The 14257-nt window shown below is 68.7% G+C and carries 11 protein-coding genes; all 11 read right to left on the bottom strand.

What is annotated here, in order from left to right; translation table 11 throughout:
- Nucleotides 1-62 precede the first annotated feature (62 nt).
- The 11 genes from A5481_RS06885 to nuoF all read right to left on the bottom strand — a co-directional run bounded on the left by A5481_RS06885 (nucleotide 63) and on the right by nuoF (nucleotide 14218).
- Entirely contained in the window at nucleotides 63-1736 is a 1674-nt protein-coding gene (locus tag A5481_RS06885) for a ribonuclease J (RefSeq protein ID WP_048432008.1), read from the bottom strand.
- A 200-nt stretch (nucleotides 1737-1936) separates the two neighbouring features.
- A complete protein-coding gene (locus A5481_RS06890) occupies nucleotides 1937-2737 on the bottom strand; it encodes a biotin--[acetyl-CoA-carboxylase] ligase (protein ID WP_048431980.1) in 801 nt (266 codons plus the stop codon).
- 4 nt (nucleotides 2738-2741) lie between these two features.
- Nucleotides 2742-4187, bottom strand: a complete 1446-nt coding sequence (gene nuoN / locus A5481_RS06895; RefSeq protein WP_048431981.1) for an NADH-quinone oxidoreductase subunit NuoN — start codon at nucleotides 4185-4187, stop codon at nucleotides 2742-2744.
- 10 nt (nucleotides 4188-4197) lie between these two features.
- The gene (locus tag A5481_RS06900; RefSeq protein WP_048431982.1) at nucleotides 4198-5718 is read right to left on the bottom strand and encodes an NADH-quinone oxidoreductase subunit M; all 1521 of its coding nucleotides are present in this window, start codon (nucleotides 5716-5718) and stop codon (nucleotides 4198-4200) included.
- A gap of 22 nt (nucleotides 5719-5740) precedes the next feature.
- Nucleotides 5741-7876 (bottom strand): NADH-quinone oxidoreductase subunit L, encoded by a 2136-nt coding sequence (gene nuoL / locus A5481_RS06905; RefSeq protein WP_048431983.1) that lies wholly within the window; start codon nucleotides 7874-7876, stop codon nucleotides 5741-5743.
- Between the two features lie 83 nt (nucleotides 7877-7959).
- Nucleotides 7960-8265, bottom strand: coding sequence for an NADH-quinone oxidoreductase subunit NuoK (gene nuoK, locus A5481_RS06910; RefSeq protein WP_048425446.1), 306 nt, complete (start codon nucleotides 8263-8265; stop codon nucleotides 7960-7962).
- Nucleotides 8266-8404: 139 nt separating this feature from the next.
- Entirely contained in the window at nucleotides 8405-9025 is a 621-nt protein-coding gene (locus A5481_RS06915; RefSeq protein ID WP_048431984.1) for an NADH-quinone oxidoreductase subunit J, read from the bottom strand.
- 161 nt (nucleotides 9026-9186) lie between these two features.
- Nucleotides 9187-9675 carry an NADH-quinone oxidoreductase subunit NuoI gene (nuoI, locus tag A5481_RS06920; RefSeq protein WP_048431985.1) on the bottom strand — a complete coding sequence of 163 codons (489 nt, stop codon included), beginning with the start codon at nucleotides 9673-9675 and terminating at the stop codon, nucleotides 9187-9189.
- 24 nt (nucleotides 9676-9699) lie between these two features.
- Nucleotides 9700-10722, bottom strand: a complete 1023-nt coding sequence (gene nuoH / locus A5481_RS06925) for an NADH-quinone oxidoreductase subunit NuoH (RefSeq protein WP_048431986.1) — start codon at nucleotides 10720-10722, stop codon at nucleotides 9700-9702.
- Between the two features lie 13 nt (nucleotides 10723-10735).
- Nucleotides 10736-12817 carry an NADH-quinone oxidoreductase subunit NuoG gene (nuoG, locus tag A5481_RS06930; protein ID WP_048431987.1) on the bottom strand — a complete coding sequence of 694 codons (2082 nt, stop codon included), beginning with the start codon at nucleotides 12815-12817 and terminating at the stop codon, nucleotides 10736-10738.
- Between the two features lie 99 nt (nucleotides 12818-12916).
- The gene (gene nuoF / locus A5481_RS06935) at nucleotides 12917-14218 is read right to left on the bottom strand and encodes an NADH-quinone oxidoreductase subunit NuoF (RefSeq protein WP_048431988.1); all 1302 of its coding nucleotides are present in this window, start codon (nucleotides 14216-14218) and stop codon (nucleotides 12917-12919) included.
- Nucleotides 14219-14257: the final 39 nt, after the last annotated feature.

Genomic DNA, 14257 nt, shown 5'->3' on the forward strand with positions numbered 1-14257 from the left:
CCCGCAGAGGGGGGAGGGTTTGGCGCCTCGCTAGGGGACGTCAATGAACGACGCCCCTGCCCTCAGACCTCCACCACCATCACGTGGCAGGCCGGCTTCTTGCCCCACACCTCGTTGACGGCGGAGCGGATCGACCGGTCGACGGCGTTCTCCACCGCCTCGGAATCCCGCCGCTTGACCCGCGACAGGCCGTTGATCGTCCGCTCGACCGCGTCGCCGATCACGTCGATGATGACCTCGCCCTTGCGGCCGTAGCTCGGCAGGCCCATCAGGTCGATCGAGGGCTCGCCCTTGACCTCGCCGTTCTTGTCGAGCGCGATCGCCACCGAGACGATGCCCGTGAAGGCGAGCTTGCGCCGCTCGGGGATGGCGCGGTCGTTCGAATCGACCAGGACGTTGCCGTCCTTGTAGATCCGGCCGCTCTTGACGTGGGTGACGATCTCCGGCTCGCCGGGAGCCAGGCGGATCAGGGTGCCGTTGCGGGCCTTGACCACCTGCTCGACGCCCTGCTTGCGGGCGAAGGTGGCGTGCTCGGCGAGGTGCAGCGCCTCGCCGTGGACCGGCACCGCGATCCTGGGCTTGGTCCAGCGGTACATCGCCGCCATCTCGTCCCGGCGCGGGTGGCCGGAGACGTGGACGAGCTCGGTCCGGTCGGTGATGACCTGGATGCCGGCCTCGATCAGGTCGTTGATGATCGCGCCGACCGCCCGCTCGTTGCCGGGGATCGCCCGCGAGGAGAAGATCACCCGGTCGCCGGGCGTCAGCGAGATCTCGGGATGCTCCTCGCGCGAGACCCGGGCCAAAGCCGCGCGCGCCTCGCCCTGCGAGCCGGTGAGGAGCGCCACCACCTTCTCGCGCGGCAGGTAGCCGTAGGCCTCCGCGCCGCGGATCTCCGGCAGCCCGTCGAGGTAGCCGCATTCGCGGGCGACGTCGATCACCCGGTCCATGGCGCGGCCGACCGCGACGACGTCGCGGCCGCAGGCCTGGGCGGCGAGGCAGACGGCGCGCATGCGCGCGACGTTCGACGCGAAGGTCGTCACCGCCACGCGGTGCGGGGAGTTGCGGATCAGCTCGGCGAGGTGGGCGGCAACCTCCGACTCGCTCGGCGAGCGGCCCTCGCGGGTGACGTTGGTCGAATCGCAGACGAGCGCGAGCACGCCTTCCTCGCCCAGCCGCGTGAAGGTCTCCTCGGAGGTCGAGTTGCCGGCCACCGGCGTGTCGTCGAGCTTCCAGTCGCCGGTATGCAGCACCATGCCCAGCGGGGTGCGGATGGCGAGCGCGTTGGCCTCGGGGATCGAGTGGGCGACAGGCACGTACTCGATCGAGAACGGCCCGAGCTCGAGGCGGCCGTCGGCCGGCACCTCGCGCATGTCGACCTTCGGTGCGCCCGGCTCGCCGAGGCGGCGCGCCTCGATCAGGTTCTTGGTGAAGCGCGTGGCGTAGATCGGCACCTTGAGCTTCGGCCACATCTCGCCGATCGCCCCGATATGGTCCTCGTGGCCGTGGGTGATCAGGATGCCGAGCAGGTTCTCGCGCTGCTCCTCGGCGAAGGTCAGGTCCGGGTACATCAGGTCGACGCCCGGCATGTGCTCCTCGCTGGCGAAGCCCATGCCGAGATCGACCATGATCCACTTGCGAGCTTTCGGCGGCCCGAAGCCGTAGAGACCCGCATTCATGCCGATCTCGCCGACGCCGCCGAGCGGCACGAAGATCAGCTCATCTCCCTTGTTCGACATCATGTCCATCGCTTCACGGACCGCCGTCGCGGTCCCACTCAAGGAACGGCCTCGTCTGCCGTCACGGTCACGGCGCCGTCATGTTCCGTCCGCGGCCCCGAACGACCGCGCGGCGGCGGCGCCTGAGGGCGCCCCGCCGGAAGACTTCGAACGTCTCGGGGAGAGCGTCGTCGCCGCGCGGGCGCCGGACCGCCTTCCCCTCAGGCCGCGCTCGCGGCCGCTCCGAAATGCACCTCGCCGGCGGAGACCGCGACCCGGCCCCCATCCGCCAGCCGGACGACCAGGCGGCCGCCCTCGTCGATCGTCTCGAACGTTCCGGACAGGTCGCGCGCCCCGGTGCGGGCGCGCACCGGCCCGTCCAGGCCCGCCGCCGCGGCGAGCCAGGCGTCGCGGATGCGCGCGAAGCCGCGGCCCTCGTCCCATTGGCGCTCGGCCTCGACCCAGGCCGCGCTGAGAAGGCGAAACAGCCCCGGCGCATCGACGGCGAAACCGGCCTCGGCGAGCGAGGTCGTCGCGTAGGGCAGTCCCTGGGGGGCGCCGGAAACGTTGATGCCGATGCCGACCGCCACGACCGGGCCGCGGCCCGGCAGGGTCTCCAGCTCGAGCAGGATGCCGCAGAGCTTGGCGCCGCCGAGCAGCACGTCGTTCGGCCATTTCAGCCGGAAATCGGGGATCGTCCCGTCGGCGCCCGGACCGCAGGCCCGGCGCAACGCCCGCTCGACCGCGAGGCCGGCGACGAAGCCGAGGGTCGCGACCCGGTCCGGCGCGAGGCCGGCCGGGACCGGCCAGAGCAGGCTCGCGGCGTGATTGCCCGGGATCCAGCTCCAGCCCTTGCCGCGGCGGCCGCGGCCGCCGGTCTGTTCGCGGGCGACGACCCAGAGCGGCCCGGGCTCGCCGGCCCGCGCGCGCTCGAGGGCCTGCGTGCTCGTCGAGCCGAGGCTGTCATGGACCTCGAGACGGTATCCCGCGGCCGTGGCCGCGGGGTCGAGCACGAACGTCATGCGGCTAGAACAGCGACTTGGCGGCGGTTCCGGCGAGGCCGACCAGCGGCGCGGGAACGAGCCAGAACAGCAGCACCACCACGCTCGACAGGCCGAGCACGATGCGAAGCCCGGGGCCCATCGGCTCGTAGGCCTCCGCCGGCTCGTCGAAGTACATCACCTTGACGAGGCGCAGGTAGTAGTAGGCGCCGACCACGCTGGTCACCACGCCGATGACCGCCAGGGTCACGAGGTTCGCCTTGATGGCCGCGGCGAAGACGTAGAACTTGGCGAAGAACCCGGCGAGCGGCGGGATGCCGGCGAGCGAGAACATCATCATGGCGAGCAGGAACGCGACCAGCGGGTGGGTGCGCGACAGGCCCGACAGGTCGTCGATGGTCTCGTACATCTTCCGGCCGCGGCGCAGCGACAGGATCACCGCGAAGGCGCCGAGCGTCATGGCGAGGTAGATCGCCATGTAGATCACCACGCCGCGCACCCCCTCCTGCGTGCCGGCGGCGAGCCCGATGAGCGCGTAGCCGACATTGGCGATCGAGGAATACGCCATCAGGCGCTTGAGGCTGCGCTGGCCGATCGCCGCGAAGGAGCCGAGCGCCATCGAGGCGATCGACACGAACACGATGATCTGCTGCCACTCGGGCGTGATGACCGGGAAGGCGCCGATGAAGACGCGCACGGCCATCGCCATCGCGGCCATCTTGGGAGCGGAGGCGAAGAAGGCGGTGACCGGGGTCGGCGCGCCCTCGTAGACGTCCGGCGTCCACATGTGGAACGGCACGGCGGCGAGCTTGAACGACACGCCGGCGGCGACGAACACCACGCCCAGCACCACGCCGAGGCCCGAGCCCTCGCGGAGCGCGGTGACGATGTGCGGGAACGACACCGTGCCGGTGAAGCCGTAGACCAGCGAGGCGCCGTAGAGCAGCATGCCGGAGGACAGCGCGCCGAGCACGAAGTACTTCAGGCCGGCCTCGGTCGAGCGCAGGTTGTCGCGGTGGAACGACGCGATGACGTAGGCCGCCAGGCTCTGCAGCTCGAGGCCCATGTAGAGCGCGATCAGATCGTTGGCCGAGGCCATGATCATCATGCCGATCGTCGAGAGGACGATCAGGATCGGGTACTCGAACCGGGCGATGCGCTCGCGCTCGAAATGCTCCTTGGCGAGGAGGATCGCGGCGGCCGAGCCGATGAGGGTCAGCGCCTTCATGATCCGGGCGAACCCGTCGACGATGAAGGAGCCGTTGAAGGTGGTGATCTTGGCGCCGAAGGGCTGGCTGACCACCGCGAACAGGGCGAGGATCAGGAGGATCAGGGCCCCGACGCTGACGCCCTCGGTGGAGCGCTCGCCCTTGAAGGCCCCGTAGAGGATCAGCACCAGGACGCCGACCGACAGGATCAGCTCCGGCAGGGCGGGCCCGATGGCGGGCATGACGATCTGAGCGGCGTTCATCGCGAAAAACTCAGTGCGGGACCGGCAGGGCCGCGGCAGCGGTCTGGGTCGTGGAAAGGGCGGCGCGCATGCCTTGCATCAGCGCGTCGGTCGAGGGCGCGAAGACGTCGAGGATCGGGCCGGGATGGACGCCGTAGTAGATCGTCAGCGCCACGAGCGGGGCGAGGATCAGCATCTCCCGGCGGTCGAGGTCGGTGATCGCCTGCAGGCTCGGCTTCTCGAGCTTGCCGTAGACCACGCGGGCGAACAGCCACAGGGCGTAGGCCGCCGACAGGATGATGCCGAAGACCGAGAAGAACGACACCATCGGGTTGGCCCGGAAGGCGCCCAGCATCGCCAGGAACTCGCCGACGAAGCCCGAGGTGCCCGGGAGACCGACATTGGCCATGGTGAACACCATCATGGCCACGGCGTAGAGCGGCATCCGCTTCACCAGGCCGCCATAGGCCGCGATCTCGCGGGTGTGCATCCGGTCGTAGATCACGCCGACGCAGAGGAACAGCGCGCCGGACACGATGCCGTGCGAGATCATCAGGAACAGCGCGCCCTGGATGCCCTGCTCGTTCATCGTGAACAGGCCGAGCGTGACGAAGCCCATATGCGCCACGGAGGAGTAGGCGATCAGCTTCTTGATGTCGGTCTGCACCAGCGCGACCAGCGAGGTGTAGATGATCGCTACCACCGACAGCGTGTAGACCATCGGCGCGAAGTAGTGGGAGGCGTCCGGGAACATCGGCAGCGAGACCCGGATGAAGCCGTAGCCGCCCATCTTCAGCAGGATGCCCGCCAGGATGACCGAGCCGGCGGTCGGCGCTTCGACGTGGGCGTCGGGGAGCCAGGTATGGACCGGCCACATCGGCATCTTCACCGCGAAGGAGGCGAAGAAGGCGAGCCAGAGCCAGATCTGCATGTTCGCCGGGAAGCGCGTCTGCAGCAGGGTCGGGATGTCGGTCGTGCCGGCCTGCCAGTACATCGCCATGATGGCGAGCAGCATCAGCACCGAGCCGAGCAGGGTGTAGAGGAAGAACTTGAACGACGCATAGATCCGGCGCTTGCCGCCCCAGATGCCGATGATCAGGAACATCGGGATCAGGCCGGCTTCGAAGAACAGGTAGAACAGCACCAGGTCGAGGGCGCAGAACACGCCGATCATCGTCGCCTCGAGGACCAGGAACGCGACGAAGTACTCCTTCGCCCGGTGCTCGATCGAGAGCCAGGAGGCGCCGATGCAGAACGGCATCAGGAAGGTGGTGAGCAGCACCAGCGGCATCGAGAAGCCGTCGACGCCGAGCTTGAACCGGATCGTCTCGGTCAGCCAGGCATGGGTCTCGACGAGCTGGAACTGGGCGGTGGTGGTGTCGTAGCGGCCCCAGGCGACCAGGGACAGCAGGAAGGTGGCGAGCGTGGCGATGAGCGCCGCCCAGCGGGCGTTGCGCCGGACCGACTCGTCGTCGCCGCGAAGCGTGAGGATGAACGCGGCGCCGACGAGCGGCAGGATGATGAGGCCGGAGAGGATCCCGAGGCCGAGCATGATTCTCTGTTCTCCGGTCAGATCAGTGGGTGGCCGCGGAGACGCCGGTAATCAGGTACCAGCTCACCAGGGCGGCGACGCCGACCAGCATCACGAAGGCGTAGTGGTAGACGTAGCCGGTCTGGAGACGGACCACGCCGCGGGTGACGTCGACGACCCGGGCGGCGATGCCGTTCGGGCCCATCCCGTCGATGATGCGGCCGTCGCCGACCTTCCACAGGAACTCGCCGAAGCCCTTGGCCGGGCGGACGAACAGCCGGTCGTAGATCTCGTCGAAGTACCACTTGTTGAGCAGGAAGCGGTACAGCAGCGGCTGGTTCTGGGCGAGCTGGTGCGGCAGCCCCGGGCGACGGATGTACATCCAGTAGGCGAGCACGAAGCCGAGCACGAGCATCACGAAGGGCGAGTGCTGCACCCAGGCCGGCGCGTTGTGGATGTCGTGCATGATGTGGTTGTCGGGGCCGTGCGCGAGCGCGCCCTTCCAGAACTCGTCCATGCCCTCGCCGATGAAGCGGTTCTTGAACACCATGCCGGCGAAGATCGCCCCGAGGGCGAGGATCGCCAGCGGGATCGTCATCACCTTCGGGCTCTCGTGCGGGGTGTGGGCGTGGTGATCGTGGTGCTCGATCGCCGAGTGCGAGGCCGGCTCGACGTCGTGGCCCTTGTCGTCGTGGGCGACGCCCTCGTGGTGGCCCGGCGCACCGTCGGCCTCGGCCGAGGCGTGCGCGACCGCGTGGTGGGCGTGCGCGTCGGCGTGATGGTCGTCATGCCCGTGCGCGTCATGGCCGTGCGCGTGGGCGTTCTGCCAGCGGGCCGGCCCCTCGAAGGTCATGAAGAACAGGCGCCAGGAATAGAACGAGGTGAAGAAGGCCGCGATGACGGTCGCCAGGAAGGCCAGCACGTGGCCCGGCCGGGTCGACATGTAGGCCGCCTCGATGATCGCATCCTTCGAGTAGAAGCCCGCGGTGAACGGGAACCCGATCAGCGCGAGGCTGCCGATCGCCATCATGGCGGTGGTGAAGGGGATGTAGCGGCGCAGGCCGCCCATGTTCCGCATGTCCTGCTCGTGGTGCATCGCGTGGATGACCGAGCCGGCACCGAGGAACAGCAGCGCCTTGAAGAAGGCGTGGGTGAAGAGGTGGAACACGCCCGCCGCGTAGGCGCCGACGCCGAGGGCGACGAACATGTAGCCGAGCTGCGAGCAGGTCGAGTAGGCGATGACGCGCTTGATGTCGTTCTGGACGAGGCCGATCGTGGCGGCGAAGAAGGCCGTGATGCCGCCGATCACCGTGACGACGATCAGCGCGTTGGGCGCCGCGTCGAACAGCGGCGACAGCCGGGCGACCATGAACACGCCGGCGGTGACCATCGTGGCGGCGTGGATCAGCGCCGAGACCGGGGTCGGGCCCTCCATCGCGTCCGGCAGCCAGGTGTGCAGCAGGAACTGCGCCGACTTGCCCATCGCGCCCATGAACAGCAGCAGGCAGCAGATGGTCAGCGCGTTCCAGTCGTAGCCGAGCAGGTGGAACGTCGCGTCCTTGAGCTCCGGCACCTTCGGGAAGATGGCGTCGAACGAGACCGCGCCGAACAGCACGAAGCAGAGGAAGATGCCGAGCGAGAAGCCGAAATCGCCGACGCGGTTGACGATGAAGGCCTTCATCGCCGCGGCGTTGGCCGAGGGCTTCTCGTACCAGAAGCCGATCAGCAGGTACGAGGCGAGGCCGACGCCCTCCCAGCCGAAGAACATCTGGACGAGGTTGTCCGACGTCACCAGCATCAGCATCGCGAAGGTGAACAGCGACAGGTAGGCGAAGAACCGCGGCCGGTGCGGGTCCTCGTGCATGTAGCCCATCGAGTAGAGGTGGACGAGCGCCGAGACGCTGTTGACCACGACCAGCATCACCGCGGTGAGCGTGTCGGCCCGGAACGCCCAGTCGACGGTGAGGCCGCCGGCGGTGAACCAGGTCGCGACATGGACCGTGGTGGCGCCGTGGCCGTGGCCGCCGGTCACCTCGAAGAAGGCGACCCAGGACAGCAGCGCCACGAAGACGAGGATGCCGGTGGTCACCGCCTCGCTGGCCCGCGGGCCGATGCGGCGCCCGAACAGGCCGGCGATGAGGAAGCCGATCAGGGGCAGGAAGACGATCGCGTGGTACATGCTCGGGGTCCGGCCTCGCGTGGCTCTTGCCGCTGCGGCACTGGGGTCAGGGAAAGGGCGTGAGGGCTCGTTCGGGAGCCGCCTCAGCCCTTCATCATGTTGACGTCCTCGACGGCGATCGACCCGCGGTTGCGGAAGAACACCACCAGGATGGCGAGGCCGATCGCGGCCTCCGCGGCGGCGACCGTCAGGACGAACAGGGCGAAGACCTGGCCGACGATGTCGCCGAGATGGGTCGAGAACGCCACCAGGTTGATGTTCACCGCGAGCAGGATCAGCTCGACCGACATCAGGATGACGATGATGTTCTTGCGGTTGATGAAGATGCCGAGCACCCCGAGGGTGAACAGGATCGCGGCGACCGTCAGGTAATGGCTCAAACCGATCATCGTGCCTCTCGGCCGCGGGCGGCCGCCTTCGTGTCGCGGGGCGCGGAGGGACCCCGCCGCTCATGTCATCAGCCTCGCGAGGCCTGGGGCCTCGCACGAACTCGTTTCAGGATCGAGGCCGATCGGGCCCCGACGCCGATCAGACCTCGACGCCCTGGCCCGTGGGCACCTGCCGGACCTCGACGGCGCTCGCCTGGGTGCGGGCGTTCTGGATCGCGATGTCCTGGCGCTTGACGCCGGGCCGGTCGCGCAGGGTGAGCACGATCGCGCCGATCATCGCGACGAGCAGGATCAGCCCGGCGACCTGGAAGAAGAAAAAGTAGTTGGTGTAGAGAACGAGACCGAGGGCCTGCGTGTTGGTGATCGTCTCGGTGCCCGGCGAGACCGCGAGCGGCCCGTGCACCAGCCCCGGATCGATCGCCCAGGAGCCGACGACGAGGAGCAGCTCGACCAGGAACACCGCTCCGATCAGGCCGCCGACCGGCAGGTAGTCCTGGAAGCCCTGGCGCAGCTCGGCGAAATCGACGTCGAGCATCATCACGACGAACAGGAACAGCACCGCGACGGCGCCGACATAGACCACGACCAGGAGCATGGCCAGGAACTCCGCCCCCATCAGCACGAACAGCCCGGCGGCGTTCACGAAGGCGAGGATGAGGAAGAGCACCGAGGTGACGGGGTTGCGCGAGGCGATCACCATGAAGCCGGAGGCGACGGTGATCGCGGCGAACAGATAGAAGAAGGCGGCGGCTGCGGTCATGCGCTGAATTCATGCCGCCTGGCGGCGGCCTCCTGCCCGACCCCCGGAGCGTGCCGGCGGCTCGTCTATAGAACCCGCTCCCGCGGCGCACAACCGGGGAGCGGCGAATGTCTCGGTGGTTTTGCACGGGAGGGCACGGGCGCCCTCCCCTCGCATGCAGCCTAGCGGTAGGGGGCGTCGGCCGCGATGTTGCGGGCGATCTCGCGTTCCCAGCGGTCGCCGTTCTCGAGCAGCTTGGCCTTGTCGTAGAGGAGCTCCTCGCGGGTCTCCACCGAGAACTCGAAGTTCGGTCCCTCGACGATGGCGTCCACCGGGCAGGCCTCCTGGCACATGCCGCAATAGATGCACTTCACCATGTCGATGTCGTAGCGCGTCGTACGGCGGGTGCCGTCGTTGCGGCGCGGACCGGCCTCGATGGTGATGGCCTGGGCCGGGCAAACTGCCTCGCACAGCTTGCAGGCGATGCAGCGCTCTTCCCCGTTGGGGTAGCGCCGCAGGGCGTGCTCGCCGCGGAAACGCGGGCCGCGATGGCCCATCTCGAAGGGGTAGTTGATCGTCGCCTTGGGCTTGAAGAAGTAGCGCATCGCCAGGGCGAACCCGGTGACGAACTCCTTCAACAGCAGGCCGCGGGCGACCTGGTCGAGCTTCATGGCTCGTTCTCCGACGGTTGGGTCTCAGGAGACCGGCGCGAGGCCGGTCAGCTTCAGGACGAAGGCAACGACGAAGACCATCACCAGCGAGAGCGGAAGGAACACCTTCCAGCCCAGCCGCATGAGCTGGTCGTAGCGGTAGCGCGGCACCATGGCCTTCACCATGGCGATCATGAAGAACAGGAAGCTGGCCTTCAGCGCGAACCAGATCAGGCCCGGCACCCAGGTGAAGGGTGCGAACGGAATCGGCGAGAGCCAGCCGCCGAGGAACAGGATCGTGCCGAGCGCGCACATCGTGACGATGGCGACGTACTCGCCGAGCATGAACAGCAGGTACGGGGTGGAGGAGTATTCCACCATGTAGCCGGCGACGAGCTCGGATTCGGCCTCCGGCAGGTCGAAGGGCGGGCGGTTCGTCTCGGCGAGCGCCGAGATGAAGAACACCACGAACATCGGGAACAGCCACAGCCAGTACCAGCCGAGGATGCCGAGCGAGGTGTCCTGCGCGCGCACGATCTGCGACAGGTTGAGCGAGCCGGCGCACATCAGCACCGTGACGATCACGAAGCCCAGCGAGACCTCGTAGGACACCATCTGAGCGGCCGAACGGAGCGCACCCAGGAAGGCGTATTTCGAGTTCGAGGCCCAACCGCCCATGATGACGCCGTAGACGCCGAGCGACGAGATCGCGAAGATGTAGATGATGCCGACGTTGATGTCGGCGATCGGCCAGCCTTCGGCGAGCGGGATCACCGCCCAGGCGGCGAGCGCCAGGGTGGCGAAGATCAGCGGCGCCAAGAGGAACAGGCTCTTGTTGGCGCCCGCCGGGATCACCGGCTCCTTCAGCACGAACTTCAGGAGATCGGCGAAGGATTGGAACAGGCCCCAGGGCCCGACCACGTTCGGGCCGCGGCGCAGCTGCACCGCCGCCCAGATCTTGCGGTCGGCGAGCAGCGCGTAGGCGATGAAGACGAGCAGCGCTACCAGCAGCGCCACGCTCTTCAGGGCCACGAGGAGGACGGTGCCCAGCACCTCCCAGACGGTCATCGGTCGGTGCTCCTCATTCCGCCGCTTCGAGGGCCCGCCCGCGGGCGAGACCCGAGCACTCGGCGAGCACCCGCGAGGCGCGGGCGATCGGGTTGGTGAGATAGAAATCGGCCACCGCCGGGCGGAACGGCTCGCGGCCGGGCTCGCCCGGGAGGCCGGCAAGCGTCGTCAGCACGGCCACGCCATCGCCCGGCGCGACCTGGTCGATGCCGGCGAAGTGCGGATGCGCGGTGTAGAGCGCCTTGCGGAGCGCGGTGAGCGAGTCGAACGGCAGGCGCTGACCGAGCACGTCCGAGAGCGCGCGCAGGATCGCCCAGTCCTCGCGGGCGTCGCCCGGCGGGAAGGCAGCGCGGTTGGCGAGCTGAACCCGGCCCTCGAGGTTGACGTAGGTCGCCGACTTCTCGGTATAGGCCGCGCCCGGCAGGATCACGTCGGCGCGGTGGGCGCCCTTGTCGCCGTGGGTGCCCTGGTAAACCACGAAGGCACCCGGGCCGACCTCGACCTCGTCGGCGCCGAGGTTGAACAGCACGTCGAGCGCGCCGGTCTGCACCATCCCGGCGAAGGTGAGACCGCCCTCCCCCGGCACGAAGCCGAGATCGAGAGCGCCGACGCGGGCGGCCGCGTTGTGCAGGATGCCCAGCCCGTTCCAGCCCTCGGCCTTTGCGCCGAGGCCCTGGACGAGCTTGGCGACCGCCGCGAGGAGCGCGGCCCCGTCCGGACGGGCGAGCGCCGCCTGGCCGACGATGACGAGCGGCCGCTCGGCGCCTTTCAGCGCCTCGGCGAAGCTGTGACGGCCGGAGGCCACCTCGGCCAGGGTCTCGGGACCGGCGCCGAGATAGGTGTGGGGATAGGTAAGGTCGGCGTCCTCGCCGATCACCCCGATCTGGATCGGGCTCATCCGCCAGCGCTTGCGGATGCGGGCGTTCAGCAGCGAGGCCTCGGTGCGCGGGTTCGCACCGACGATCAGGATCGCGTCCGCCTGCTCGATGCCGGCGATGCCCGGACCGAAGGTGTAGGCGGCCCGGCCCCAGGCCGGATCGATCGCCGCGCCGTCCTGGCGGCAATCGAGGTTCTGGACCTTCAGCGACGCCATCAGGGTCTTGAGAGCGAAGATCTCCTCGACGCCCGCGAGGTCACCGACGATCGCGCCGACGCGCTTCGGGTCGGCGCCCTTGAGCTTGGCGGCGACAGCCGCGAACGCCTCGGCCCAGGAGGCAGGCCGCAGGCGGCCGTTCTCGCGCAGGTACGGCCGGTCGAGGCGCTGCAGGCGCAGGCCGTCGACGACGTGGCGGGTCTTGTCGGAGATCCACTCCTCGTTGATCGCCTCGTTGACCCGAGGCTCGATCTGCATCACCTCGCGGCCGCGGGTGTCGACGCGGATCGCCGAGCCGACGGCATCCATCACGTCGACGGACTCGGTCTTGTTCAGCTCCCAGGGGCGGACGTTGTAGGATTGCGGCTTGTGGACCAGCGCCCCGACCGGGCACAGGTCTGCGACGTTGCCCTGCAGCTCCGATTCCATCGCCCGCTCGAGGTAGGAGGTGATCTCCATGTCCTCGCCGCGGCCGATGGCGCCGAGATCCGGCACGCCGGCCACTTCCGCCAGGAAGCGGACGCAGCGGGTGCAGTGGATGCAGCGGTTCATCGCGGTCCGCACCAGCGGGCCGATATACTTCTCCTCGACGGCGCGCTTGTTCTCGCCGTAGCGGGTCGAGTCGACGCCGTAGGCCATGGCCTGGTCTTGCAGGTCGCAATGGCCGCCCTGGTCGCAGATCGGGCAATCGAGCGGGTGGTTGATGAGGAGGAACTCCATCACCCCCTCGCGGGCCTTCTTGGTCAGGGCCGACTTGGTCGAGACCGCCGGCGGCTCGCCGTTCGGGCCGGGACGGCAATCGCGCACGGCCCAGGCGCAGGAGGCGACGGGCTTCGGCGCGCCCTTCAGCTCGACCAGGCACATCCGGCAATTGCCGGCGATCGACAGCCGCTCGTGGAAGCAGAAGCGCGGGATCTCGGCGCCCGCGACCTCGCAGGCCTGGAGCAGGGTGTAGTCGGGCGGGACATCGACCTCGATGCCGTCGACGAGGATCTTGGTCATGCGGTCAACTCTCGGGCGAGGTCCGCGGGGCGCGCGTCTCCGCGCGCAGGGCCGGCGAACCGGGAAGGCAGGTCATGACGGGCGAGACGCGGCACTTTCTCACTCCGCCGCCATCGGCACCGGGGTCGGGTGCGGGTTGGCGGTGTAGCGGTCGATGCGCTTCTCGATCTCGGGACGGAAGTGCCGGATCAGGCCCTGGATCGGCCAGGCAGCGGCGTCGCCGAGCGCGCAGATGGTGTGGCCCTCGATCTGCTTCGTCACGTCGAGCAGCATGTCGATCTCGCGCTTCTGCGCCCGGCCCTCGGCCATGCGCAGCATCACGCGCCACATCCAGCCGGTGCCTTCGCGGCACGGGGTGCACTGGCCGCAGGACTCGTGCTTGTAGAAGTACGCGATGCGGGCGATCGTCGCGACCATGTCGGTCGACTTGTCGAACACCATCACGGCGGCGGTGCCGAGGCCCGACTTCAGGTTCTTCAGCGTGTCGAAATCCATCGGCGCGTCGATGATCTCGGCCGCCGGCACCAACGGCACCGAGGAGCCGCCGGGGATTGAGCACAGGAGGTTGTCCCAGCCGCCGCGCATGCCGCCGCAATGCCGGTCGATCAGCTCGCGGAAGGTGATGCCGAGCTCTTCCTCGACGTTGCACGGCTTGTTGACGTGGCCGGAGATGCAGAACAGCTTCGTGCCGGTATTGCCCGGACGGCCGAGGCCCGCGAACCAGGCGCCGCCGCGGCGCAGGATGGTGCCGGCCACCGCGATCGACTCGACGTTGTTCACCGTCGTCGGGCAGCCGTAGAGGCCCATATTGGCCGGGAACGGCGGCTTCAACCGCGGCATCCCCTTCTTGCCTTCCAGGCTCTCGATCAGCGCCGTCTCCTCGCCGCAGATGTAGGCACCGGCGCCGTGATGGACGTAGATGTCGAAGGGGTAGTCGTGGACGTTGCTCTCGCCGACGAGGCGGGCGGCGTAGGCCTCGTCCACCGCGCGCTGGAGCGCGTGCTTCTCGGCGACGTACTCGCCGCGGATGTAGATGTAGCAGGCATGCGCGCCCATGGCGAAGCAGGCCAGCATGCAGCCTTCGATCAGGAGATGCGGATCGTGCCGCATGATCTCCCGGTCCTTGCAGGTGCCCGGCTCGGACTCGTCGGCGTTGACCACCAGGTAGTGCGGCCGGCCGTCCGACTTCTTGGGCATGAAGGACCACTTCAGGCCGGTGGGGAAGCCGGCGCCGCCGCGGCCGCGCAGGCCCGATTTCTTCATCTCCTCGATGATCCAGTCCCGGCCCTGCTGGAGCAGGAATTGGGTGCCGTCCCACGCGCCGCGTTTCTTCGCGGCCTCGAGACCGGGGGAGTGGAGACCATAGAGGTTGGTGAAGATCCGATCCTGATCGGCGAGCATGGCGATCGTCCTACAGGCCTGCTGTGACGGGGAGCATCA

Source organism: Methylobacterium platani, from assembly GCF_001653715.1.
In the GTDB taxonomy this organism is placed as follows: domain Bacteria; phylum Pseudomonadota; class Alphaproteobacteria; order Rhizobiales; family Beijerinckiaceae; genus Methylobacterium; species Methylobacterium platani.